The sequence below is a fragment of the Blautia schinkii genome (genome assembly GCF_013304825.1).
Taxonomy (GTDB): domain Bacteria; phylum Bacillota; class Clostridia; order Lachnospirales; family Lachnospiraceae; genus Blautia_A; species Blautia_A schinkii_B.
Genome location: NZ_JAAWUO010000003.1, coordinates 127,745 through 154,363, shown reverse-complemented (window position 1 = coordinate 154,363; position 26,619 = coordinate 127,745). Strand labels below are relative to the sequence as shown.

Genomic DNA, 26,619 nt, shown 5'->3' with positions numbered 1-26,619 from the left:
ATTTTTTCGCTCAGTAAAAGAAGGAAGCGAAAGCACTGTCATTTTTTCTTCCGGGAAATATACCTGTGTATCAGGATCGAAAATACACTGATCATCACAAGAAGCACCGCGGAAAGCCAGAATGCCAGTGATCCTGGATTCTTGATATTTGCTCCAAATATCGTGGCAAGGATAACTCCCGGAAGTGTTCCCAGCATCCCACCTAGCATATATACTCCAAATGGGATCTTCACCGCACCCAGAAACAGGCTCACTGCATCCCCGGGCAAAAAATTCAGTGTTCTCATAAAATAAGAGATATACAGAGGATTTCCGTTCTGGTAATTCACCACTGTTTTCAGCTTCGGATATTTGGAAGTAAGATTCTCCACCATGGCAGAGCCGGAAAAACGTCCCATCCAGTAAGGAAGTGCCAATGTAACTGCTCTTCCCAGAAAGTTCACCAGAAGTGCAGTTCCTGTAGAAAACAGATGTCCTACAGCCAGCTGCAGAACTGCAATGGGGAATACAAAGGAGACACTTTTCACGGCATAAAACACAAGCATAAGTAATGCTGCCTTAACAGGTTCCTTCGGCGTATAGCGCAGGATCTTTTCCACAGACAGATCTTTCTTATAACAGATGCAGAAAAGAAGCAGCACAAGAATGAGCACCACCGGCAGATATTTTCTGATGTTATCAATCATTTTTTTCATGGTTTGATCACTCCGTTTTCAAAAAAAAGAGCACTGGCACCTGTTTCCGGTACCGTGCTCTTTCATAAGTTCTGCTTTTTTAAGTTTCAGGATCAGCCGACTTTCTTCTCTGCCTTTCTCTCCTGATCTTCCCTCCACATTTCCTCTGCTACCGGTTTCCAGTTTTCAGCATACCGGTCACATTTCGCACAGAGATGCTCTGCACTCTCCGGTGACTGAAGATCTGTGGAATGTGCTCCGGATTTTTCTACCATTTCTCTCAGCTTCTGCGGATTTTCAAGCATCGGACATGGGCGGTACATATTGTCATTAAACGGCTGTCCGTCATGATATGCCATCATCATCGGAGACTGCAGTGCTTCCAGAAGTGATTTCTCACGGATATTGGAATCAGAATAATGGATAAATACACATGGATCGATATCACCATTTGCATTGATATGGAGATAGCGGCGTCCACCTGCAATACATCCTCCCACAAACTCTGCATCATTCTGGAAATCCATGGCAAACAACGGCTTTGTTGCACGGTATTTACGGATGCGCTCATAGGTTTCTCTTCTCTGTTCAGGTGTGGGGAGCAGCTCCGGTGCAGCATCATTTCCAACCGGCATATAATGGAAATACCAGATAAAGTACGCTCCAAGATCGATCAGACTGTCGTAAAACGCCTCCGATGTGATGGACTCGAAATTTGCGCTTGTATAACATGCCGAGATACCAAATACAAGCTTCTTCTCTCTGAGAAGATTGATGGCTTTGATAACCTTCTGGTATACACCATTTCCTCTTCTGCCATCTGTTGCAGTCTCAAATCCTTCCAGTGAAATTGCAGGAACAAAGTTTCCTACCCGAAGCATATCATTTGCAAAATCCTCATCGATCAATGTTGCATTTGTGAAGGAAAGGAAGATACAGTCATTATGTTTCTCGCAAAGACGGATCAGATCCTTTTTTCTTACGAGTGGCTCTCCACCTGTGTAAATATACATATAAACGCCAAGCTCCTTACCCTGGCGGATGATGTCGTCGATCTCATCGTAGGTGAGGTTCAGCTTGTTTCCATACTCTGCTGCCCAGCATCCTGTACAGTGCAGATTACATGCACTTGTTGGATCAAGAAGGATCGCCCACGGAATATTACAGCCATATTTCTCACGGCATTCATCCTGTTTCTTCCAGCCTGCAAGATTCGCATTGATAAAGAAGTTTGCAACCAGAGTTTTCATAACATGCGGATCAATGTCAGTTACCAATCTATGAATAAACGGATAATATGGATGTTCCGGATCAGAAATGGCTTCGCGGATCATTGCTCTCTGTGTAGGGAATCCACCACCGGAAAATTTATCTGCCCAGTCCATGATCTTGATAAAATTCTTATCCGGATCTTTATAAATATAGTTGAATGCCTGTTCCAGTCCGAATTTCTTAAGTGTGTTCATTGCGCTCATACTGTCTCTCTCCTTATTTCTCTCAATGTAGATATGCAATCCAGCTAAACGGACATCTTCATTCCGTCACACTGCATTTCGAGTAACAAAGCTTTCTTACTGCCTTTGCCTGACTCATGGTGTTACTGTACGTTTTTTCCATTTGAATAACAATAGACAATATAATTGGTATGACCAAAATTTAGGCAAATCTATTAAAATGCCTAAATGTTTTTGACATTTCATCTAAATAACATTTGTTATTTTTGTGCACACTTACTGATTTCATGATGTTTATCAAAAAAACACCCTGGCAAAGGCAGAAATATCTTCGCCCTGCTTCGGGTGTTTTTGATTAATCTTATTTCTTTACTACGATATTGATGATCTTCTTCGGTACATAGATTTCTTTGATGATATTTCCGGAAATCTTATCTGCAACTGCTTTCTTTCCCTCTGCAATTGCATCCTCCTTGGAGATATCTGCCGGAATACTGATAACAGCCTTGGTCTTGCCGTTAATCTGAACCGGAACCTCGATCTCATCATCCTTCATAAGCTCCTCATCGTGAGCCGGCCACTGTGCATGGAAAATGGAATCCTCATGTCCAAGCTTCTCCCAGATCTCCTCAGCGATATGAGGAACAAACGGAGCAAGAAGAATGGTAGCTGTCTCGATAGTCTCTTTGTCAACAGCACCGTCGTTCTGCTTTGCGATAGCGATCAGTTTGTTTGTGTATTCCATAAATCCGGACACTACGGTATTCAGGCTGAAGGCCTCAAGTCTGCTGGTGATATCGTATACCATCTTATGACGGGTCTTCTCCATCTCCTTGGTAGCCGGGATATCCTTCTCAATGCTGTCAAGAGCAAGTGTCCAGAAACGCTTCAGGAATCTGGATACACCATCGATTCCCCTGTCATCCCACTCTGCATCCAGTTCCGGCGGTCCTACGAACAGCTCATACATACGTAAGGAATCACATCCGTAATCATTTACAAGATCATCCGGTGAAATAACATTTCCTTTGGATTTACTCATCTTGATTCCGTTTTTACCTGTGATCATACCCTGGTTGAACAGCTTGACAAACGGCTCATCGAAATCAATAGCTCCGATATCATACAGGAACTTGGTGTAGAATCTGGAGTACAGAAGGTGAAGAACAGCATGCTCTACACCACCGATATACATATCTACCGGCAGATATTTGTCAGCTTTTTCTTTGGAAACCAGTTCTTTATTATTCTTATTATCTACATAACGGAGGAAATACCAGGAAGATCCTGCCCACTGAGGCATGGTGTTTGTCTCACGTTTTGCAGGAGCACCACAGCATGGGCATGTGGTATTCACCCACTCGTCAATAGCTGCAAGAGGTGACTCTCCGGTTCCTGTAGGCTGATAGCTTTCTACCTCCGGAAGTCTTAACGGAAGCTGATCCTCCGGTACCGGTACAGCACCGCATTTCGGGCAGTGTACGATCGGGATCGGCTCACCCCAGTAACGCTGGCGGGAAAATACCCAGTCTCTCAGTTTGTAGTTGACAGTCTTACGTCCGATACCCAGCTTCTCGATGATATGCGGTGCTTCCTTCTTCAGTACGGAAGATTCCATTCCATTCCACTCACCGGAGTTGATCATGGTTCCGGAAGCCTCTGTGTAAGCTTCTGTCATATTCTCGATTTCTTTTCCGTCTTTTGCGATAACCTGGATGATCGGAATATCAAATTTCTTTGCAAACTCAAAGTCACGGTCATCATGAGCAGGTACGCACATGATAGCACCTGTACCATAATCTGCCAGAACATAGTCGGAAAGCCAGATCGGAAGCTTCTCGCCGTTCAGCGGATTGATCGCATAAGTACCTGTGAATACACCTGTCTTCTCTTTATCCTGGAGACGGTCTACATTGGACTTCATGGAAGCATCAAAGATATATTTCTCTACAGCCTCTCTTGTCTCGTCTGTTGCAAGAGATTTCGCAAGAGCATGCTCCGGCGCAAGTACCATGAAAGTTGCTCCGTGAAGAGTATCCGGTCTTGTTGTATAGACAGTGATCTTCTCATCTCTTCCTTCAACCGGGAAATCGACCTCTGCGCCGTAGGATTTGCCGATCCAGTCTGTCTGCATCTTTTTAACCTTCTCCGGCCAGTCCAGTTTATCCAGATCACTTAAAAGTCTGTCTGCATATTTTGTGATGCGGAGCATCCACTGACGGAGGTTCTTTTTGGTAACTGCTGTACCACAGCGCTCGCAGCATCCGTTTACAACCTCCTCATTTGCAAGACCTGTCTTACAGGAAGGACACCAGTTGATCGGGAATTCCTTCTCATATGCAAGACCTTCTTTGAACATTTTCACAAAGATCCACTGTGTCCATTTATAAAATTCCGGATCTGTTGTATTAACCTCCATATCCCAGTCATAGATTGCTGCGATATCGTTGATCTGACGTTTGATGTTCTTAATATTTGCTGCTGTAGATACTGCCGGATGAACACCCATCTTGATGGCATAGTTCTCAGCCGGAAGACCAAAAGCATCCCATCCCATCGGGTGGATCAGGTAATAACCCTGGAGCATTTTATAACGGCTCCATACATCGGAGATCACATAGCCTCTCCAGTGTCCTACATGAAGACCGTTTCCGGACGGATACGGGAACATATCCAGACAATAATATTTCGGTTTCTTGCCGTCATTGACATTTACCGGTTTTTTCTCCCAGTTTGTGCGCCATTTCGCTTCGATGGCTCTATGGTTATAAGGTGCAGCCATTTTTTATTCCTCCTGACAAATTACTCAGTATTAATACTTTAATGCTTTCACACACTGCTTTTAATTTTAACTACTTATGCTGTATTTGTCAAACAGAAATCCAAAAACAGCCCTTTTCCGTCGAAATATGCGTAAACCGACGATCCTGACCTGTTTTATTGACGCTTCTTTTTTCACGTGGTATAATTTCCTGCATGTATTTTCCTATATTATACATATCATACATATTTTTCTTAGGAGGGAACGCATAAATGAAATCTTTTTATTCCTGGTACCGGAAGCATATTACCGGTGCGATCTTTACAGGACTAATCCTGGGTATTCTCACAGGACTTTTTCTGGCCGGACGGTTTGAACCGGTTCTTACCGTGACCAGTCTGATCGGAAGTATCTACATGAATGCCCTGAACATGATGATCTTTCCCATGGTCTTCTGTTCCATTGTCATTGGAATCTGTTCCATCGGAAATGCACGTACTACCGGCAAGATCACTGCCGCATCCATGATCTATTTTCTCTGCACAACAGCACTTGCCAGCCTGTGCGGACTGATCATTCCAAGACTGATCCACCTCGGTGAGGGCGTAAAATTCGAAATGGCAACGGCTGACATTCAGGCTACAGAAATGAGCAGTATTCTCGATACCCTGAAAAACCTGATCCCATCCAACCCAATCGCTGCATTTGCCGACGGAAACATGCTCCAGGTTCTGGTATTTGCCCTGATCATCGGTTTCACACTGATCGCAGTTGGTGAAAAAGGAACTCCATTCCTGAATCTGATTGACTCCATCAATGAAGTATGCCTGAAGATCATCACAACTATCATGTACTTTACACCCATCGGTGTTTTCTGTACCATCGTACCGGTTGTGGAAGCCAACGGAACTGAGACTATCATTTCCCTTGCAACACAGCTTGTCATTCTGTATGTGGCATTCTTTGGCTTCGCTATTGTAGTGTACGGTCTCTCTGTAAAGCTGATCGGCAAACAGAGTCCGCTGAAATTCCTGAAAGCAATCCTGCCTGCAGCACTTAATGCTTTCGGAACCTGCTCAAGCTCCGCCACCATTCCATTAAGTAAACAGTGTATGGAAGAAGAGATGGGGGTATCCAACCAGATCACCAGCATCGCCATTCCTCTTGGTGCTACCGTTAACATGGATGCAGTATCTATCCTGATGTCCTTTATGATCATGTTCTTTGCAAATGCCTGTGGGATCCATGTAAGTATTTCTCTTATGATCATTATCCTTCTTGCAAACGTACTGCTTTCCGTTGGTACTCCTGGTGTTCCAGGCGGTGCTATCGCATCCTTCGCAGCACTGGCAACTATGGCCGGACTTCCAGCCGGAGTTCTCGGTGTTTATATCAGTATCAATACCCTGTGTGATATGGGTGCTACCTGTGTCAATGTTATCGGTGATATGGCCTGCTGCTCTGTACTGAAAAACGTTATCAGGGTTGAGGAAGAAGTATAAAAACAGATCTGCCTGAAGTATTATTTATACATAATGCAGGACTACTTTACATAAAATATATTATGTAAAGTAATAATAGCAAAAAAGCCGTAAGATATATGTTTAAGAAACTTTCACATATACTTACGGCTTTATTTTTTATCAACTGTTCACATCCTGTATTTTTTATACTGTTTAACGTAAATGATGTTACACAGAAATTTTTATTTTATTTTTTCAGGACACGGTAATTATCTTCTCTGTCATAATCCTTATGAACCCCATCGTCCTCATATAAGGTATACTCCGCGCCTTCATATCCGAGAAGCTGCATATTTTCTGTATCAAGAGCTGCCACACATTCCGCAGCTTCTGCAACAGGAATACATTTTCCCTTCCTGATAAACAGTGGGATCTCATTCAGCGCCACTTCCACATAATGTACACCTTTTTCCAGGATCTCCTCCGCAATAGTTCCGTCCGGAAGGAATTTCACAAACTTCATCTCCTCCGGAAGATATACATAACGACCTCTTGCATTCTGCTCATAAACCGGAGCGATCATGATCTCATTTCCAAGCAGCAGCTGATCCTCCACATGTACGGCAATCTTATCCTCCGGATAAACAAAGCCCATTGGCCGGAAATACATATCATCGTTCAGTGCAGCCTTCATATACTCACTGTAAAGATATGGAACAAGACGATATCTTACACCGATCACATGACGGAAATCTTCCACATTTTCAAACTGATAGCATTCCTGCTCCCTGGTACCGATCGCTGTATGATCACGCATCAGCGGTGTAAATACTCCAAGTGCAAGGAAACGAAGCAGCAGCTCTCTTGTAGTATCTGCGCCAAATCCACCCAGATCTGCTCCTGCATACAGGAAACCACACATATTCAGAGATGGCATCATCTTCAGGTTCAGAAGGATATGAGCCCACCAGGATTTATTATCGCCGGTCCAGATTCCACCGTAACGATGCATACCAATATAGGATGATCTGGAAAACATCAGAAAACGTTTTTCCGGATCGATCCGTTCAAAAGCCTCTCCTGCTGCTCTGGTCATATTATAGCCAAACAGGTTATGGACTTTGTCATGGCGGATCTTTTTGCCATCTACATTATGATAAAATCTCCTATAATCTTCCGGATTATTTGCAGCATTGCGAAGCGCATCCTGCATCTTCCAGATATGGATCTTTCCCTCCGTATCTTTTGCAAATTCCCCGGCAAGCTCTTTAACCTCTTTCATTCCCTCTGTGGAATAGAAGATCGCCGGCTCGTTCATATCATTCCAGAAACCATCGATTCCTTTTTCGATCAGGAAACGGTATTTATCACCGAACCACTTTCTGGCATCTTTGTTCAGCACATCCGGAAAATGGGTATCTCCCGGCCATACAGCAGCCACAAAATCACTGCCGTCCTCTCTCTGGCAGAAATAACGGTTTTTAACACCCTCCTCATAAACATCGTATCCCGGCTCTACCTTGACACCGGCATCAATGATAGGAATCAGACGGATATCCTGATCCTTCAGTTCCTTCACAAACTCCGGAAAATCCTGAAAATTCTCTTCGTTTAATGTAAAGTCCTTATAAGACTGCATATAATCGATATCCATATAGATCATATCAATAGGAATATGATTTTCACGATACCCGGCTGCAACCTTCCTGAAATCTTCTTTTGTAGTATAGCCCCATCTGCTCTGTCCAAAGCCAAAGGCAAATTTCGGCGGGATATAGCTTCTTCCGATCACATGACGGAACTGCTTTACAATATCATAGGGACTCTCTCCCTCGATCACATAAAGCTTCAGGTCTGCATTTTCGCAGGTTACCTTCATGGTATCCATTCTGGTATAGCCAATGTCAAAGGTGATCGCTGCCGGATAGTCGAAGAACATTCCAAAGGTTTCTTTTCCTGACACAATGATAAGATTATGTGCACCATACAGGGAATGTTTATCCTCTGTATGCTCCGGATCATCGGTACAGTTACTGGTGTAAATGAATCCCCTCTTGTTGATGCCACGGTTGGATTCTCCCAGTCCATAAACGATATCCTCTTCATCCATGATATAAGTAAAAGAAAAGCCATCTTCTGCACAGATTTCTCCATACCCTGGTTTTCCCTCTTCTGTCTCAATGTTTTCTGTCAGTGCCTCAGTCTCAAAGGGCTCTCCATATACATATTTTTTTATCATTTTCCCCTCTCCCTGTTACAGATTTCTGTAAAGAACAAATGCCTCATAAGGTTTCATGATCACTTTCTTTCCAAAATCCTTTCTTCCAAGATTTGTGATCAGACATTCTGCTTTTTTCTGAAATTCTTCCGGAATTTCCATTTCTGCCACATGTTCGCTGAAATTGCAGACTGTAAGAAGTTTCTCTCCTTCAAGTGTTCTGGTATACGCAAAAATCTGATCATGATCTCTGTAAAGTGCCTCAAAAGCGCCGTAAACGATCACTGGTTTTTCTTTTCTTAAACGGATCAGCTTCTGATAATAATGGAAAATAGAATCAGGATCTGAAAGCTGCTGCTTAGCATTGATCTCCTTATAATTAGAGTTTACCCTGATCCATGGTGTTCCCTCAGTAAAGCCAGCCTGATGGGAATCCTCCCACTGCATCGGTGTTCTGGCATTGTCACGCCCTCTCAGCATCAGGCACTTCATCATGTATTCCGGTGTATAAATACCGGCTTCTGTATATTCATGGAAATACTGAATGCTCTCGATATCCCGGTAATCCTTAAGCTCTGTAAAATAAGCGTTGGTCATTCCAAGCTCTTCTCCCTGATAAACATAAGGAGTTCCCTGCATCATATGAAGGCAGGTGGCCAGCATTTTGGCTGAAGTTTCCCTGTATGCAGGATTATCATTTCCAAATCTGGAAACACTTCTTGGCTGATCATGATTTCCAAGAAACAGACTGTTCCATGCTTTTCCCGCAAGCTCTTCCTGCCATTTGATCATAACCTTTTTAAATTCCCGGAAATCGTATTTCTCGGTAGTCCATTTACCATGGTCTGATCCCTGGTCCTCTACATGCTCAAACTGAAACACCATGTTCAGCTCATTCCTGTCCTCACCTGCATATTTCTGTGCCTCTTCGATAGTCACACCGGAGGTTTCTCCAACTGTCATCACATCATATCTGGATAAAACCTCTCTGTTCATTTCCTGGAGAAACTCGTGGATCCTCGGGCCATGGACGCAGTAAGGACCGAAATCACCGTATAATCCTCCGTTCATTTCTCCATCCGGATATGACTGATCCTTGGAGATCATGCTGATCACGTCCATTCGGAAACCATCGATTCCTTTTTCACACCAGAAATTCATCATATCGTAAACTTCCTGACGGACCTTTTCGTTTTCCCAGTTCAGATCCGGCTGTTTTCTGGAAAACAGGTGAAGATAATACATCTCTGTCTGAGGATCATACTCCCATGCAGGTCCTCCAAATACGCTTCCCCAGTTATTTGGTTCTTTTCCATTGACCGGATTCCGCCAGATATAGTAATCCCTGTAAGGATTATCTTTGGATTTCCTGCTTTCAATAAACCAGTTGTGTTCATCGGAAGTATGGTTTACAACCAGATCCATGAGGATCTTAATACCACGTTTATGTGCTTCCTCAAGAAGCTTTTCATAATCCTCCATGGTTCCATATTCATTATAGATCCTGCGGTAATCGGAAATATCATATCCATTGTCATCCTGCGGGGATTCCAGCATGGGTGAGATCCAGAGAACATTTACTCCCAGCTCCTTCAGATAGTCCAGTTTTTCTATAATTCCGGGAATATCACCAATTCCGTCTCCGTTGCTGTCCTTAAAACTTCTCGGATAAATCTGATATACCACGCTTTCTTTCCACCAGTTTTTTTTCATGGTAAACGGCCTCCTTTTTTCTGTTTGATTCTGAAATCAGCATATCCTATCCGCCCTTTAAAATCAACAGGTTTCTCGTGAAACTTAAATTTCTGCCAAAATTTTCTGTTTTTTTTATGCAGTTTTAACAATAAGTCACTACTGTCCGGTGAAAGAATTTCCATCGTATCCCGATGATGTCCCAGGAAAAGTCGTCACAAAATAAAAAAAGAGATCCTGCTACTCTTTTACAGAATCTCTCTTTACAAGCCAGACAGGGCTTTTTACATTTTTTTTGGCAGGTTCCTTTCCCTCTGCCATAAGAAGCAGCTTCCGTAAGGCAAGAACTGCTTTCTGATGAACATCCTGATGAATGGTGGTCAGCTTTGGCCTGACGATCTGCGCATAAAAATTATCATCAAAGCCGGTAATGGAAATCTGATCCGGAATCCTGATTCCCCTGTCTGTAAAATAATTGATAGCTTCCACAGCTGTGTAATCAGAAGAAAATGCCAGTGCCTTTGTCTCCAGAAAATGTGGTAGCAGCTCTTCATATTTTTTCAGTCTGCGCCGGGGTTCCTGGGGAACCACCACATAACGGGAACGACTGCAGAAGCCGCCATTTCTTTCCATTGCCTGTTTAAATCCAAGCCACCTGGCATAATCACTGTCCTCTTCTGTCTCCGCAATAAAAAGCGCCCGGTGGTATCCACAGGAATACAGATATTCCCCGATCTGATATCCTCCGGAATAATCATCTACTCCTACATTTTGAAAGCTATATCCGCCTTTCGGATAGGCATCGATCAATACCATCTTTTTATTCAGCTTTCTGGAAAGCCGGTGATACTGTTCTTCGTTATATCCTATAATGATGAGGCCTTCTACATTCCAGCGGGATGCCATATCTACCACATTATCGATCTTTTCCCCGCCAATGAGCATGATGTAGTAGCCTCTGTTCTCCGCTTCCACCTGCAGCGTTCCGGTGATCTCTCCCACAAATGAATCCTGCAGAGACTGCATGCCATGGATAAAAGAAAAACCGAGAACTACTCCTATGATCCTTGATCCATGTCCGGAAAGCATCACAGATCCCATGTGAGGAACATAATTCTGCTCCTTCAGGATCGCTGTGATCCGGTCAATGGTACTCTGCGAAACCCGTTTTGTATTTCCATTTATCACATTGGATACGGTTGTACGACTGACCCCTGCCATATCCGCGATATCCTGCAGCCTTATCATTTCATTGAATACTGCATCAGCTCATAATGAAGCTCACAGCCCTCATAGATCTCTGCAGGAAGCAGTGCTCTTGCAACGACCTTCAATTCTTCTTCCGTCTGATCCACGCGCTGAAGATGAGCGTAATCTCCGTCAATCTGTTTTACGATATAATCACATACCAGCATTATTTTATCCTCTCTCTTTCTTTTAATATATTCAGTTAAAAACAGGCTACAGCAAATGCTGCAGCCTGTCAACTCTATATCCTACCCTCATAAGATATTCTTGTATACCTTCTTATTCGTCAGCTCCCTCAACCTTGCTTGCACGTGCTGCGATCTCTTTCTCCTGAATATCATTCGGAGCCTGCTCATAACGTGCAAACTCATAGGAGAAATCTCCGCTTCCGCCTGTCATGGAACGGAGCACTGTGGAATATCCATAGATCTCAAGCAACGGAACATCTGCCTCGATAATGGTATTGCCTTCATGATCCGGATTCATTCCAAGAACACGGCCACGTCTCTTGTTGAGATCGCCCATAACATCACCTGTATATTTATCCGGAACAATCACCTTCATGGAGATGATCGGCTCAAGAAGTACAGGAGAAGCTTCCATGAAGCCCTTCTTGAATGCAAGGATTGTCGCCATCTTAAATGCCATCTCAGAAGAATCAACCGGATGATAAGATCCATCATAAAGAGTAGCCTTCACGCCAACTACAGGATATGCAGCAAGAGGTCCTTTCTGAACACATTCCTGAAGTCCCTTCTCAACTGCAGGGAAGTAGTTCTTCGGAACTGCACCGCCGACAACAACCTGCTCAAATACATAAGGAGTTTCCAGATCACCGGACGGCTCAAAACGCATCTTAACATGGCCGTACTGTCCGTGTCCGCCGGACTGTTTCTTATGTTTGCCTTCTACATCCGAATTCTTACGAAGCGTTTCACGGAACGGAACCTTCGGTTTGGAAAGTTCAACATCTACTTTATAGCGTTCTTTCAGCTTGCTTACTACGATGTCAAGATGCTGGTCGCCCATACCGTAAATCAGGCTCTGGCGGTTGGCACTGTCATTGACAACCTTAAGAGTATTGTCCTCACTCATCATCTTGGCAAGTGACTGAGCGATCTTATCTTCATCGCCCTTCTTTACGGCCTTAAATCTCTTATATGTATATGGTGTGGAAAGAACTGCCTTCGGATAAAGGATCGGGTTCGCCTTAGTTGCAAGGCTGTCGCCTGTCTGCACGCTGCCAAGCTTGGCAATGGCACCGATATCACCTGCAAAAAGCTCCGGAACTTCGATCGGTTTGGAACCTTCCATAACATAAAGCTTATTTACACGCTCCTCTGTTCCCTTCTCTACATTAAGAAGTGTATCATCGGATTTCAGAACACCGGAGCATACCTTGATCAGAGAATATTTACCAAGGAACGGATCAGCGATGGTCTTAAATACATAAGCAGATTTCGCCTTGGCAAAATCATAGTTGGCTTCAAAGATCTCATTGGTCTTCTGTGCGATACCGTTACAGGAACGTCCGCTCGGGCTCGGGAAGTATCCGCAGATATCATCGAGAAGGTTGGATACGCCGCGAAGGTTCACAGGTGATCCCATACATACAGGAACAATACTTCCATCCTGTACATTCGTTGCAATAGCTGCGGAAACCTCAGCTACAGAGAATGTATCTCCCTCAAAATAACGATCCATAAATTCTTCGCTGGTCTCTGCAACAGACTCCATCAGAGTTTCATGGTATTTCTCCAGGTATTCGGTCAGGTAATCAGGAACCGGGCATTCTTCCTTGCCGGCCTTGTCAATGTATCTTCTTCCGGCCTGTTTCACAACATTGACATATCCTACGAACTTGCCGTCCTCACGGATCGGAAAATGAAGGGGAGCGATTCTCTTGCCATACAGCTCTGTCAGCTCTTCCACGACCTCACGATAGCTGACATCATCCACATCCATATCTGTAACAAAGATCATACGCGGAAGTTTATATTTCTCGCAGAGATTCCATGCCTTCTGTGTTCCTACCTGAACACCGGCCTTACCGGAAACAACGATGATCGCTGCATCTGCTGCACTGACTGCTTCCTCTACTTCTCCCACAAAATCGAAATATCCAGGTGTATCCAGCACATTTACTTTCATCTTATCCCATGGTACCGGAATCAAAGAAGTTGTGATGGAAAAATGTCTCTTTATTTCTTCCTTGTCATAATCGCTGACAGTATTGCCATCCTCAACACGTCCGAGTCTGCTGGTCATACCTGCCAGATAAGCCATTGCCTCAGCCAGTGTTGTCTTGCCTGCGCCACCATGACCTAATAGGACTACATTTCTGATTCGGTCTGTTCTGAAAACGTCCATATGTAATACCTCCCTGTTTGTCTTACTTAATATGTTCACATTTTACTAAATTTCCATGCAAATTTCAAGTATTTTATTCAATTTTGACAACTTTTTTTCAGAAAGTTTTTTGATATACCGTCAATTCGTTGGAATATGTGTATGAAACGTCTGCTCAAAACTTACGGTTCACATATTTCTTCACAGCATCAACTGAACGGTTCAGCACCAGCTCTTCCGGAAAATCCAGCTTTGTCAACAATTCTCTGGCAAGATCAAATTCCCCGATCAGCAGATCAAAATGGGCATCACTGTCCATGACAACAGGAACCTGATATTTTTTACAGTAATTCAGCATAACAGTGTCATTCTCCACTGCATTCTCTCGGGTGCAGTCCGGATCCATGGAATGATTGTTCAGCTCCAGGACTTTTCCGTATTCTCTCGCTCCCTGTACCAGTGCTTCATAATCAATCTCATATCTTCCGTCATCCGGATGGCCGATAATATTAATGTATGGATTCTTCATGGCATTAAGATAAGCTTCTGTATTCTCTGCCCTGCTGCCCGGATGGATACAGGGAACGTGAAGACTTGCGATCACCACATCCAGCTTTTCCAGTGTTTTCTGCTCCAGATCTACAGTTCCTGCCGCATCCAGAATGTTTACTTCTGAGCCCAGCAGAAGCTGGATGCCATACATTTCTCTTGGAACAACTTTAATGTTCTGGAAATAAAACTTATGACAGGTTCCGGGCATTTTCGGTGCGTGTTCCGTGATGCCAAGAAGCTCAAGTCCTTTATCCGAAGCAGCTTTCGCCATCTCCCGAAGCGTACAGTAAGCATGTCCGCTGGCAACTGTGTGGGTGTGCAGATCCATGACTGAATGGTATTTCATAACAAACTCTCCTCTGTTTTTAGTTTTTCTATATTATACGTCCGTGCTTTTGATATTAACAAGACGTTTTCTGTAAAACATATTCTTTTTCAAAATTCCCTTTCATAAAGCTTTCTCTTTTGATACATTTATTGACATTTTTCATACTTTCTTTTACAATATATTCGTGATTTACACTTTTAAAGAATAAAAGTAATCTGAAAGGACTCTGAAGTAATATGAAAACCATAGGTTTTATCGGCCTGGGACTCATTGGCGGTTCCGTTGCCAGAACCATCCGAAAATTTCATCCGGATTACCATCTGCTGGCTTTTGACACAGACAGAGAAGCTCTGGCAGAAGCAGTCAGCAGTAATATCATAGACGGTGTATGCGATATTGAGGACGAACGTTTCCGCAGCTGCGATTACATTTTCCTCTGCGCACCAGTAGAATTCAATGTGGAATACATGGAGAAGTTGAAAGACTCCCTTGGCGAGAACTGTATCCTCACAGATGTGGGAAGCGTCAAGAGTATCATCCACGAAAAGGTAACTGAGCTTGGATTAGATTCCAGATTTATCGGCGGACACCCGATGGCAGGATCCGAACGCAGCGGTTTTTCCAATTCCAGTGATCATCTTATGGAGAATGCTTACTATATTATCACTCCGGGCGGCGAGGTTCCTCTGGATCGAATTTCCGATTTTACAGAACTGATTTCTTCCCTTGGTGCTATCCCCCTTGTGATCACTGCGGAAGAACATGATTTCATCACAGCCGGTGTCAGCCATCTTCCTCATATCGTAGCTTCTGCTCTTGTCAACCTTGTTAAACTTCTGGACAATGATGCAGAATACATGAAGATGATCGCAGCAGGCGGTTTCCGCGATATCACACGTATCGCCTCCTCGTCTCCGATCATGTGGGAGCAGATCTGCCTGGAAAATCAGAAGAATATCTCCACAGTTCTGGATGAATTTATCCGTATGCTGATCCAGATCCGCTGTTCCATCGATAATAAAGAATCTGACAATATTTTTGATATGTTCGCAAGCTCCAAGGACTACCGCGATTCTATTGATATTCTGGACAACAGCCTGATTCCCCGCTCTTATGTCCTTTTTATTGATGTGGCTGATGAAGCCGGTGCCATCGCAACGATCGCAACCATACTTGCAACAGAGAAGGTCAGCATCAAGAATATCGGCATTATCCATAACCGTGAATTTGAGGACGGCGTTCTGAAGATCGAGTTTTACACAGACCAGGCTTTAGAGCAGGCGAAAGTTCTTCTTAATAAACGTAACTACAAAATCTGCGAACGCTGATGAATGTCAGACACCAAAACAGCTTTTCATAAATCATACACGATCCGTCCTGGTGTCTGAAACGAAAACTAACATTACAGGCAGGTATTCATTATGGAAATTAAAAAAGTAAACAAATTAAACGGCACACTTGCCATCCCAGGTGACAAATCCATCTCACACAGAGCTGTTATGTTCGGCTCCCTTGCAGAAGGAACCACCAGGATCACTAATTTTCTGGAAGGTGCAGACTGTCTCTCCACCATCTCCTGTTTCCGGAAAATGGGAATCAATATCGAAAACAACAATGGCGAGATTCTCGTCCGCGGTAAAGGTCTACATGGCCTTACAGCTCCAGACGATGTGCTGGATGTAGGAAACAGTGGGACTACCACCCGTCTTATCTCCGGTATCCTTGCAGGACAGGATTTTATTTCCGAGCTTACCGGTGACGCTTCTATCCGGAAACGTCCTATGAAAAGGATCATGACTCCACTCTCCCAGATGGGCGCAGATATTGTAAGTCTTAACGGAAACGGCTGTGCACCCCTCAAGATCTCCGGAAAAAAACTCCAGGCTATCCATTATGATTCACCGGTGGCCTCTGCACAGGTAAAATCCTGCGTACTTCTTGCAGGATTGTACGCTGATGGTAACACAAGCGTAACAGAACCTGTTCTTTCCAGAAACCACACTGAGATCATGCTGAACTATTTTGGTGCAGATGTAACTTCAGAAGGAACAACAGCTTCTGTTAAACCGGATCCTTCTCTATACGGAAGGGAAATCCTGGTTCCTGGCGATATTTCTTCTGCCGCATACTTTATCGCAGCCGGACTTCTTGTTCCAAACAGTGAGATCCTTCTTAAAAATGTCGGAACCAATCCTACCCGTGACGGTATTCTTCGTGTGTGCAAAGCCATGGGGGCAGATATCACCCTGCTGAACGAAACAAAAGAAGGCGAGCCTACCGCAGATCTTCTGATCCGCTCTTCTTCTCTCCACGGGACCACAGTAGAGGGTGCTATCATTCCTACCCTGATCGACGAACTTCCGATGATCGCTGTAATGGCTGCTTTTGCAAAGGGAACCACTGTAATCCGTGATGCAGCGGAGCTTCGTGTAAAAGAATCCGACCGTATCCAGGTTATGACAGAAAACCTTCAGAAAATGGGAGCAGATATCCAGGCAACAGACGACGGCATGATCATCAACGGCGGCAAACCGCTTCATGGAGCTGAGATCGATTCTCACCTTGATCACCGCGTTGCCATGTCCTTTGCAGTGGCAGGCCTTCTCTGTGACGGACCTCTCATGATCAGAAACGGAGAATGTGTCAATATCTCCTATCCGGAGTTCTATTCCGATCTTTACAGCCTGGCTGAATAATATTTGATAAAGTTTATCCTTTTTTCTTCCAGTTTACCCCTTTTCAAATTGATAAAGCCATGATATTATTTTGTCCGAAAAAATAATATTCCAGAGAGGAGCAACTATTATGAGAATTTTGTTTTATGACACCAAGAGCTACGATAAGGAATTTTTTGAGAAGCTGCTTCCGTCCTATCCAGGCATTGAAATCAAATTTATTGAAGCCAACATCCATGAGGAAACAGCAGCTCTTGCCCACGGCTATGATGCCATCTGCGCATTTGTAAATGCTGACCTTGGCACACCGGTAATTGAAGAACTGCACCGTCAGGGTGTAAAGCTGATCCTGATGCGCTGTGCCGGATACAACAATGTTGATCTGGAAACAACAGTTAAATGCGGAATCCAGGTTGTCCGTGTCCCTGGCTATTCCCCGGAAGCAGTTGCCGAGCACGCGATGGCTCTTGCCCTGACAGCCAACCGCCATACACATAAAGCCTATATCAAATGCCGTGAAAACAATTTTGCACTGAACGGCCTGATGGGTGTGAACTTTTATCAGAAAACAGCCGGTATTATCGGTACCGGAAAAATCGGTCAGGCTATGGCAAAGATCTGCCGCGGTTTTGGCATGCGTGTCATTGCCTACGATCTTTTCCCAAATAAAAGCCTGGATTTTCTGGAATATGTTTCACTGGACGAACTTCTTGCAACCAGTGATCTGATCAGCCTTCACTGTCCGATGACTCCGGAGACAGAGCATCTGATCAATTCTGAAACTATTGCAAAAATGAAAGACGGCGTGATCCTGGTCAACACTTCCAGAGGCGGATTGATCAAAACCGATGATCTTATTGCAGGAATCCGTGACCATAAATTCTTTGCTGTTGGTCTGGATGTTTATGAAGAAGAATCTGCTTATGTATACGAGGATATGTCCAGCAGCATTCTCCCGACTTCCACCATCCAGCGTCTGCTGTCCTTCCCAAATGTTACCATGACTTCCCATCAGGGATTCTTCACAGTAGAGGCCTTGACCAATATCGCTGAGACAACACTGGAAAATGCACGTGCATTTATGAACGGCGAGGAACTGAAAAATCAGGTTCATTGATGAGCCACTGATTTTTTTCTCATTAATGGACACAAAAAACCCGGACACAGATTGATCAATATCTGTATCCGGGACTTTTTTATGAGCAAATAGATTCAGTCAAATATTTATTCTTTAATAAATCTCTTCAAACGATTCCCCTTCATCCGCGGTATAATACACACGCTTTCCATCCTGGGTAAAAATGATCTTCTGCTTTCCATCTGTATCAAGGCTGCACTGCTGGTAAGTAACACCATCCTCAACAGGAAACATATTATCTGCATTATCATAAGTTTCCGCTTTCAGATTTGATGGAACATGTCCATATTCATAAATATATTCAGCCACATCATCCTTATCAGTATAAGTGCCTTTCTCATCCAGCTTCTTCTGGCTCTCTGTACTGTCTGTGGAAGCATCCGAACTGCTCTCTTTATTTTTTGTCTCATCCGCTTCCAGATCTCCCTGGGCCATCTCATCTTCATCTGCCACTGTCATCTCATCATCGGTATTCTCATCCATGGATTCCAGCTCATCATCTGTCAATGGTTCCAGGTCATCCTGGAAAGCAGACTCGTCATATTTTGCTTTCTCCTTGCAGCCGCCCAGCATCAGCACAGCAGCTCCTGTTATTGCCAAAAGAAAAAATTTAAACTTTCTCATGAATCAAGCTCCTTTCACAGCATACCGTTCTCTCAAAAGTGCAATTTCTCTTTTCCATCCCTCATCATCATTCGGTGTCTCCAGAATAAATGGAATTCCTTCTAATGCCGGATGACACACTACATTTACAAGCGCATCCAGTCCGATCTCTCCTTCACCGATCTTCGCGTGACGATCTTTGTGGCTGCCCAGACCGTTCATACTGTCATTAAGGTGAACCGCTTTCAGTCTGGAAAGTCCGATCACCTGGTCAAATTCATGAAGCACCCCATCCAGGTCATGGACAATATCATACCCTCCATCCCACACGTGACAGGTATCCAGACAGACACCCAGCTTATCCTTTTTCTCCACACGGTCAATAATCTCCCTCAGTTCCTGAAATGTTGCCCCCACCTCAGAACCCTTACCAGACATGGTTTCCAGAAGAACTGTCGTACTTTGCTCTTCTGTAAGCACTTCGTTAAGGATCTCAGCAATCTTGGTGATCCCCGCTTCTGTTCCCTGGCCTACATGACTTCCCGGATGAAAATTATAATAATTCCCCGGCGTATTTTCCATACGCTTCAGGTCATCTTCCATAACCTCCCTGGCAAAATCTCTCAGATTTTCTTTGGCCGCGCAGGCATTCATGGTATAAGGGGCGTGTGCCACCAGTTTCCCGAACTGATTCTCCCTGGCCAACTCCAGAAACTTCTCCACATCCTGCTGATCGATCTCTTTCGCCTTGCCGCCCCGTGGATTCCTGGTAAAAAACGCGAATGTATTCCCGCCGTTTTTCAGCATCTGACGGCCCATGGCAGCGTAGCCTTTGGACGAACTTGTATGATTTCCGATATATAGTACCATTTTTCTGTAATCTCCCTGTAATATTTATTTGCAGCATTATTATAACAAAAACGCCTTTTTCTGAAAAGACCGGGATTCTTCCTTTACATTGTTTCCAATTCTTTCTATAATAAATGTATCTTTACATATGAAGGAGAAAGAAAAAATATGCCAAACGATAATCGAAGACGACCGGTTCATGGCCATGATCCGGAACATGCCCGCCAGGAAGCTCTCCGTGCACGCGAAGCACGGCAGCAGCGTTCCGGCAAGGAAGGAGCCCGGCAACACAGAACTGCCTCTTCCGGCACTTCCCACCAGAACTCTTCTGCTGCAGACAGACATTCATCTTCACATAATTCTGCAGCATCCCTCAGAAAAGCGATTTCCCACAACTCCCGCTATCAGCAGGTCCGCCGCCAGAAACTGATGCTTGCAGGAGGTGGCATTCTTCTGGTACTGCTTCTGGTCATTATCTTTTCCGCACGCGCCTGCTCTTCCAGAAAGGCAGCCGAGGCAGCAGCACTCCAGAAAGCCCAGGCAGAAGCCGAAGCAAAAAAAGCCCCGGCGGAAGCTGCCGCAGCTAAAGAACCTGTTTCTCTTACCATCAGCGTAGTCGGCGACTGTACACTTGGAACTGATGAAACTTTTGATTATGATACCGGTTTTACTGCTTATTATGATAATAACGGAAAAGATTATTTCTTCAAAAATGTAAAAAGCATCTTCGAAGCCGATGACCTGACCATTGCCAATTTCGAGGGAACACTTACAGATTCCGATACCCGCGAGGACAAAACATTCGCATTTAAAGCTCCTGCTGAATATGCCCAGATCCTTAACAGCGGTTCTGTAGAAGCGGTAAATACCGCCAATAACCACAGCCATGATTACGGCGACCAGAGCTATACCGATACCATGACAGCTCTTGATAACGCAGGAATTACACATTTTGGATATGATGATACAGCAGTCATGGATATAAAAGGCATCAAGGTCGGTCTTGTGGGAATCTATGAACTGAACGATCACCTTGGACGGGAACAGCAGCTGAAAGATAATATTGCCAAAGTCAAAAAGGATGGTGCAGAACTTGTTATTGTGATCTTCCACTGGGGAAATGAAACAGAAACTGTCCCGGATACCAACCAGATGACTCTTGGGCGTCTGGCTATTGATGAAGGTGCTGATCTGGTGTGCGGCCATCATCCACATGTACTTCAGGGAATTGAGACCTATAAAGGCAAAAATATCGTCTACAGCCTCGGAAACTTCTGCTTCGGAGGAAACAGCTCTCCAAGTGATATGGATACTATGATCTTCCAGCAGACGTTTACCATTACTTCTGAAGGTGTGCAGGAAGATAACGTAACCAATATCATCCCCTGCTCCATTTCCTCTGCTGATGGATATAACAACTATCAGCCAACTCCTGCTACCGGTGATGAGGCTACCCGTATCAAGGCGAAGATCCAGGAACGAAGCGCAGCAATTCCGGCAACTGATTCTTCTGCTTCTTCCGGTACAACAGGAAGTACCGACAGTTCCGACAGCAATTCTACTGACAGCACAGATAGCGGCTCTTCCGGCAGTGCAGATGTTTCGGACGGAGCAGACTCTTCAGGCAATAACTCTGGTGACTCTGCAAGCAGCGATGATTCTGATTATGATACCAGTTCAGACGATACATCCGATGACCAAGATTATAGCTCAGATGATGATTCCAACTACGGCGATGATTCTGATTTCACCGACGACAGTGAAGAATAGCCCTGTAAAAATCTTATAAAGTTATAAAATAAAAAAGAAACCGGGAAAGCTCGTATTCAGAACTTTTCCGGTTTTTGTAATTTTACGATTTGTATATACTTTTTTATTCGATCATCATCGCATCGCCAAAACTGAAGAAACGATATCTCTCCTTCACAGCTTCCTCATAAGCTGCCATTATGTGCTCTTTTCCTGCTAAGGCAGAAACCAGCATCAGCAACGTTGATTCCGGTAAATGAAAGTTCGTGATCAGTCCGTCAATTGCCTTGAATTTATATCCCGGATAGATAAAAATCTCTGTCCAGCCGCTTCCGGCCTTTACAATCCCATCCTCACCAGCTGCAGACTCCAGCGTACGGCAGCTGGTAGTACCTACAGAAATTATTCTTCCGCCGTTTTTCTTTGTGTCATTGATCAGTTTCGCCTGATCTTCATCCACAATATAAAACTCAGAGTGCATATGATGCTTTTCAACATCATCTACTTTTACAGGACGGAAAGTTCCAAGACCTACATGTAAAGTTACATGGGCAATATTTACCCCCATCTCCTTCACTTTTTCAAGAAGCTCCGGTGTGAAATGCAGTCCTGCTGTAGGTGCAGCAGCAGAACCTTCATTTTTTGCATATACAGTCTGATAACGATTTTTATCCTTTAATTTATGAGTAATATACGGTGGTAGCGGCATCTCACCTAACTGATCCAGAATCTCCTCAAAAATCCCTTCATAATGGAACTGGATCAGACGATTTCCCTCATCCACGATATCAATGATCTCGCCTTTCAGGATTCCGTCACCAAATGTGATCTTTGCACCGGGACGAGCTTTTTTGCCCGGCTTAACAAGACACTCCCAGATATCATTCTCACGGCGTTTCAGAAGAAGGATCTCAATAAGAGCTCCTGTCTCCTCCTTATGGCCATAAAGACGCGCCGGAATAACCTTGGTATCATTGATCACAAGGCAGTCACCTTTATGCAGGTAATCCAGTATATCTGTAAAATGACGATGCTCAATGCTTCCGTCCTTCAGTGACAGATGCATCAATCTGGAGGAACTTCTGTCCTCCAGCGGATCCTGAGCGATCAGTTCCTGCGGCAGGTCATAATAAAAATCTGATGTTTTCATAATTATTTTTCCACTTCCTCTTTCCACTGTTTACGAAGTCTGCGAATCTCATTCCACTCTTTATTAGTCAGGTCAGCCTTGGGCAGCAGATCAGGCCTCCACTTGGCAGTACGGATGATGGACTGTTCTCTCCGCCACTTATCCACATTTCCATGATGTCCGGAAAGCAGCACCTCCGGAACTTTTTTTCCATGCCACTCTTCCGGGCGGCTGTACTGCGGATATTCCAGAAGATTTCCGGAAAAAGATTCCGTCTCACCTGATTCCTGATTATTCAGAACACCTGGTACCATTCTGGAAATCGAATCCATCATTACCATGGCAGGAAGCTCTCCACCTGTAAGTACATAATCACCGATAGAAACATAATCTGTCACAATCTCTTCAAGAACGCGTTCATCAATCCCCTCATAATGGCCGCAGAGAAAAACCAGATCATCCTCCAGCGCAAATTCCTTTGCCATATTCTGGTTGAAAGTTTTTCCCTGTGGAGTAAGGAAGATCACACGCGGCCTTTTTCCGATCCGGTTGACAATGGACTCATAGGAAAGATATACAGGCTCTGCCTGCATCAGCATTCCTGCACCGCCGCCATATGGATAATCGTCTACTTTCTGATGCTTGTTAAAAGCAAAATCACGGATATTGATAGCTTCCAGCGTCAGAAGCCCTTTGGCTATCGCACGGCCGGTGATACTTGTATTCATCCCATTCTCGATCATCTCCGGAAAAAGCGTAAGTACATGATAATTCATTTAAACAAGCCCTTTCATCAAATGTACAGTCATGGTATTTTCATCAACATTAACGTCAAGAATACATTCGTGGATAGCAGGGAGAAGGATCTCATCTCCATTTACCTGTTCCACCACATATACGTCATTGGCACCTGTCTCCATCACGTCACGAAGCACTCCGAATTTCTCCCCGTTCTCCAGAAGTACATCCATCCCAATCAGATCGCCGACATAATACTCATCCTCACCAAGCTCCTGTGCCTCCTCCCGCGGAATCCACAGATCACGGCCTTTGTACATTTCAATATCATTGATATTATCAACGCCTTCAAACTTCAGGATTGCAAGATTCTTATAAAACTTCACGTTCTTAATATTCAGTCTGCGAAGTTCTTTTCCTGTGTCCAGAAGCACATATTCTATATCAAGAAAACGCTCAGCATCGTCTGTGGTTGGAAAAACCTTTACTTCACCACGAACACCGTGAGTCGTTGTAATAACTCCTACCTTTAATAAATCTTCCATTTTCGCTCCCTTTCAGAGTGAAAACAGGAGCCATGGAATCCACAGCTCCTGTCTCTCTTTTTCATTGCAGAATATCTACAATCACTTTTTTGCTGCTTTTTGAAGAAGCCGCCTTTACAACGGTACGGATTGCCTTGGCAATTCTTCCCTGTCTTCCGATGACCTTGCCCATATCGGCCGGTCCGACTTTCAGTTCAACAACGATGGCATCGTCTTTCTCAGTCTCAGTAACGACTACTTCATCCGGATTTTCTACAAGAGATTTTGCAATTACTTCTACAAGTTGTTTCATTACATACCTCCTTGCTCTGCCCTTACGGGTCCCGCAGATCTGATCTGCCAGGTATTATTTCTCGATTCCGGCAAGTTTAAGAAGCTTAGCAACTACTTCTGTAGGCTGAGCACCAGCTGCAAGCCATTTCTTAGCTGCCTCTTCATCGATCTTGTATACACTTGGGTCGAGATTCGGATCATATGTTCCGATCTCTGCGATACATCTTCCGTCACGTTTGCAGCGAGAATCTGCTACTACGATTCTATAGAAAGGTGCTTTCTTCTGTCCCATTCTTCTTAATCTGATCTTTACTGCCATTTTGTTTTCCTCCAATTATCTTTCTGAAAATTTATATTTGTTTATTTAAAAGGGAAGCTTAAAGCCGCCTCTTTTTCCCATATTCATCTTGCCGCCTGTTAAGCCCGGCATCTGTTTCATCATCTTCTTGCTCTGCTCAAACTGCTTCACAAGTCGATTCACTTCTGTGATATCCACGCCCGCACCTCTGGCAATACGGTTCTTACGGGATACATTTAAAATGTTCGGATTACTTCTTTCCTGAGGTGTCATGGAAAGGATAATGGACTTGGTTCTGTCCATAGCCTTCTCATCGATCATGCCCTCGATATCCTTCATCTTTCCGCCCATTCCAGGAAGCATATTCAGGATACTGGAAATACCGCCCATCTTGTTCATCTGTTCCATGCTGGTGAGATAATCATTGAAGTCGAAGTCCATTTTCTTCAGCTTCTTCTGCATCTCCTGTGCCTGCTCCTGATCAACAGATGCTTCCACCTTCTCGATCAGACTCATCACATCGCCCATGCCAAGGATTCTGGAAGCCATACGCTCCGGATAGAACTGCTCCAGATCAGAAAGCTTCTCTCCCATACCAACATAGAAGATTGGTTTACCTGTTACTGCCTTAATGGAAAGTGCAGCTCCACCTCGTGTATCACCATCCATCTTGGTAAGGATCACACCGTCAATACCAACCTTGTCAGAAAAGTTCTGCGCTACATTTACCGCATCCTGTCCTGTCATGGCATCAACAACGAGCACAGTCGCATCCACATTTACATTCGCCTTGATATTCTCAAGCTCCTGCATCATATCCTCATCAATATGAAGACGACCTGCAGTATCGATCAGCACAACATTCTGCTGATTGGATTTCGCATGCTCGATAGCTGCTTTCGCAATATCCACGGGATTCTGCTTATCTCCCATGGAAAAGACCTCAACGCCCTGCTTCTCACCGTTTACCTGCAGCTGAGTGATCGCTGCCGGACGGTAAACATCACAGGCTACAAGCAGTGGTCTCTTTCCCTTGGATTTCAGTTTACCTGCCAGCTTGGCAACAGTAGTAGTCTTACCTGCACCCTGGAGGCCGACCATCATAAGAACTGTAATATCCATACCCTGTTTGACCGGAAGCTCTGTTGTCTCACTTCCCATCAGGCTTACCAGCTCATCATTAACGATCTTGATAACCATCTGTCCCGGATTCAGGCCGTTCATAACATCCTGTCCGATTGCCTTTTCCTGAACGGATTTCGTAAACTGTTTCACAACCTTGAAGTTAACATCGGCCTCGAGAAGTGCCATCTTAACTTCCTTCAGTGCTGTCTTGACATCAGCCTCTGTAAGCCGGCCCTTGCCCTTCAGTTTCTTGAATACATTCTGCAGTTTATCTGTTAAACTCTCAAATGCCATTGATCATAACTCCTCTAATATCACTTTGGAAATCGCCGCAATATCTTCGGCGTGGTAGTTACCTGCCAGTTTATGGATTTCCATAACCTGACTGCGGATGTTCAGGAATTTCTCGACCAGATGGAGCTTCTCTTCGTATTCTTCCAACGTCCGATTGCACCGTCTGATCATATCATGCACGCCCTGTCTGCTGATACCGAGTTCCTCGGCAACCTCGCTTAAGGAATAATCCTCAAACACAACACTGGTGTACACCTGCCGCTGCCTCTCTGTCAGAAGCTCTCCATAAAAATCAAATAAAAAAGTCTGCTCTACAAATTTCTCCATCTGTAATCACCTTGGCTATCATACACGATTCCCGCATATCTGTCAAGCGTTTTTGCTTTACAAAAAATATTTTTTCAAAAAAAGCGCAAAAAGAGCCGGAAAAGTGATCCACTGGTGGATTTCTTCATACTTTTCCG

Annotated in this window: 22 protein-coding genes and 1 pseudogene; 5 read left to right on the top strand and 18 right to left on the bottom strand. The window is 44.2% G+C overall.

Annotated elements, in window-relative coordinates:
* Window positions 1–38: 38 nt before the first annotated feature.
* The 3 genes from HFM85_RS03490 to leuS all read right to left on the bottom strand — a co-directional run bounded on the left by HFM85_RS03490 (window position 39) and on the right by leuS (window position 4,910).
* A complete protein-coding gene (locus HFM85_RS03490) occupies window positions 39–695 on the bottom strand; it encodes a TVP38/TMEM64 family protein (protein ID WP_173737027.1) in 657 nt (218 codons plus the stop codon).
* 92 nt (window positions 696–787) lie between these two features.
* Complete coding sequence (locus HFM85_RS03485) at window positions 788–2,149, bottom strand: radical SAM protein (RefSeq protein ID WP_173737028.1); 1,362 nt, start codon at window positions 2,147–2,149, stop codon at window positions 788–790.
* Between the two features lie 340 nt (window positions 2,150–2,489).
* Entirely contained in the window at window positions 2,490–4,910 is a 2,421-nt protein-coding gene (gene leuS, locus HFM85_RS03480; RefSeq protein ID WP_119239741.1) for a leucine--tRNA ligase, read from the bottom strand.
* 251 nt (window positions 4,911–5,161) lie between these two features.
* Here leuS and HFM85_RS03475 point away from each other — a divergent pair, with 251 nt between their 5' ends.
* Complete coding sequence (locus HFM85_RS03475) at window positions 5,162–6,391, top strand: dicarboxylate/amino acid:cation symporter (protein WP_173737029.1); 1,230 nt, start codon at window positions 5,162–5,164, stop codon at window positions 6,389–6,391.
* 208 nt (window positions 6,392–6,599) lie between these two features.
* Here HFM85_RS03475 and HFM85_RS03470 read toward each other — a convergent pair whose 3' ends face one another.
* From HFM85_RS03470 to HFM85_RS03445, 6 genes are all read right to left on the bottom strand, one after another.
* Complete coding sequence (locus HFM85_RS03470) at window positions 6,600–8,591, bottom strand: glycoside hydrolase family 31 protein (protein ID WP_173737030.1); 1,992 nt, start codon at window positions 8,589–8,591, stop codon at window positions 6,600–6,602.
* 15 nt (window positions 8,592–8,606) lie between these two features.
* A complete protein-coding gene (locus HFM85_RS03465) occupies window positions 8,607–10,283 on the bottom strand; it encodes a glycoside hydrolase family 13 protein (RefSeq protein WP_173737031.1) in 1,677 nt (558 codons plus the stop codon).
* Window positions 10,284–10,502: 219 nt separating this feature from the next.
* On the bottom strand, window positions 10,503–11,510 hold the full coding sequence (locus HFM85_RS03460; protein WP_173737032.1) for a LacI family DNA-binding transcriptional regulator: 1,008 nt from the start codon (window positions 11,508–11,510) through the stop codon (window positions 10,503–10,505).
* The gene (locus HFM85_RS03455) at window positions 11,507–11,677 is read right to left on the bottom strand and encodes a chorismate--pyruvate lyase (RefSeq protein WP_119239745.1); all 171 of its coding nucleotides are present in this window, start codon (window positions 11,675–11,677) and stop codon (window positions 11,507–11,509) included. The genes HFM85_RS03460 and HFM85_RS03455 overlap by 4 nt, the downstream gene beginning before the upstream one ends.
* 112 nt (window positions 11,678–11,789) lie before the next feature.
* On the bottom strand, window positions 11,790–13,880 hold the full coding sequence (locus HFM85_RS03450; protein ID WP_119239746.1) for an elongation factor G: 2,091 nt from the start codon (window positions 13,878–13,880) through the stop codon (window positions 11,790–11,792).
* Between the two features lie 154 nt (window positions 13,881–14,034).
* Window positions 14,035–14,757, bottom strand: a complete 723-nt coding sequence (locus tag HFM85_RS03445; protein ID WP_173737033.1) for a phosphatase — start codon at window positions 14,755–14,757, stop codon at window positions 14,035–14,037.
* A gap of 218 nt (window positions 14,758–14,975) precedes the next feature.
* Between HFM85_RS03445 and HFM85_RS03440 the strand changes: the two genes are divergently transcribed.
* The 3 genes from HFM85_RS03440 (at window position 14,976) to HFM85_RS03430 (ending at window position 18,531) form a co-directional block, all read left to right on the top strand.
* Entirely contained in the window at window positions 14,976–16,067 is a 1,092-nt protein-coding gene (locus HFM85_RS03440) for a prephenate dehydrogenase (protein ID WP_173737034.1), read from the top strand.
* A 93-nt stretch (window positions 16,068–16,160) separates the two neighbouring features.
* Window positions 16,161–17,435, top strand: coding sequence for a 3-phosphoshikimate 1-carboxyvinyltransferase (gene aroA, locus HFM85_RS03435; protein WP_173737035.1), 1,275 nt, complete (start codon window positions 16,161–16,163; stop codon window positions 17,433–17,435).
* Window positions 17,436–17,544: 109 nt separating this feature from the next.
* Window positions 17,545–18,531 (top strand): 2-hydroxyacid dehydrogenase, encoded by a 987-nt coding sequence (locus HFM85_RS03430; protein WP_173737036.1) that lies wholly within the window; start codon window positions 17,545–17,547, stop codon window positions 18,529–18,531.
* A 114-nt stretch (window positions 18,532–18,645) separates the two neighbouring features.
* Here the strand turns inward: HFM85_RS03430 and HFM85_RS03425 are convergent, their stop codons facing one another.
* Both HFM85_RS03425 and HFM85_RS03420 read right to left on the bottom strand, forming a co-directional pair.
* Window positions 18,646–19,176, bottom strand: a complete 531-nt coding sequence (locus HFM85_RS03425; RefSeq protein WP_173737037.1) for a ribonuclease domain-containing protein — start codon at window positions 19,174–19,176, stop codon at window positions 18,646–18,648.
* Between the two features lie 3 nt (window positions 19,177–19,179).
* Complete coding sequence (locus tag HFM85_RS03420; RefSeq protein ID WP_173737038.1) at window positions 19,180–20,025, bottom strand: deoxyribonuclease IV; 846 nt, start codon at window positions 20,023–20,025, stop codon at window positions 19,180–19,182.
* Window positions 20,026–20,433: 408 nt separating this feature from the next.
* Here HFM85_RS03420 and HFM85_RS03415 point away from each other — a divergent pair.
* Window positions 20,434–21,498 (top strand): annotated as a pseudogene (locus HFM85_RS03415) (CapA family protein); the annotation flags it as partial.
* Between the two features lie 379 nt (window positions 21,499–21,877).
* Here HFM85_RS03415 and queA read toward each other — a convergent pair.
* The 7 genes from queA to ylxM all read right to left on the bottom strand — a co-directional run bounded on the left by queA (window position 21,878) and on the right by ylxM (window position 26,482).
* Window positions 21,878–22,903, bottom strand: a complete 1,026-nt coding sequence (gene queA, locus HFM85_RS03410; RefSeq protein WP_173737039.1) for a tRNA preQ1(34) S-adenosylmethionine ribosyltransferase-isomerase QueA — start codon at window positions 22,901–22,903, stop codon at window positions 21,878–21,880.
* Between the two features lie 2 nt (window positions 22,904–22,905).
* Entirely contained in the window at window positions 22,906–23,658 is a 753-nt protein-coding gene (gene trmD, locus HFM85_RS03405) for a tRNA (guanosine(37)-N1)-methyltransferase TrmD (protein ID WP_173737040.1), read from the bottom strand.
* Entirely contained in the window at window positions 23,659–24,165 is a 507-nt protein-coding gene (gene rimM / locus HFM85_RS03400) for a ribosome maturation factor RimM (RefSeq protein WP_173737041.1), read from the bottom strand.
* 61 nt (window positions 24,166–24,226) lie between these two features.
* Window positions 24,227–24,457: a KH domain-containing protein gene (locus HFM85_RS03395; RefSeq protein ID WP_015525219.1), complete on the bottom strand. Its 231-nt coding sequence runs from the start codon at window positions 24,455–24,457 to the stop codon at window positions 24,227–24,229.
* Between the two features lie 54 nt (window positions 24,458–24,511).
* Window positions 24,512–24,757, bottom strand: coding sequence for a 30S ribosomal protein S16 (gene rpsP, locus HFM85_RS03390; protein ID WP_015525220.1), 246 nt, complete (start codon window positions 24,755–24,757; stop codon window positions 24,512–24,514).
* Window positions 24,758–24,802: 45 nt separating this feature from the next.
* On the bottom strand, window positions 24,803–26,155 hold the full coding sequence (gene ffh, locus HFM85_RS03385) for a signal recognition particle protein (RefSeq protein WP_173737042.1): 1,353 nt from the start codon (window positions 26,153–26,155) through the stop codon (window positions 24,803–24,805).
* A 3-nt stretch (window positions 26,156–26,158) separates the two neighbouring features.
* Window positions 26,159–26,482 (bottom strand): YlxM family DNA-binding protein, encoded by a 324-nt coding sequence (gene ylxM / locus HFM85_RS03380; protein ID WP_173737043.1) that lies wholly within the window; start codon window positions 26,480–26,482, stop codon window positions 26,159–26,161.
* Window positions 26,483–26,619: the final 137 nt, after the last annotated feature.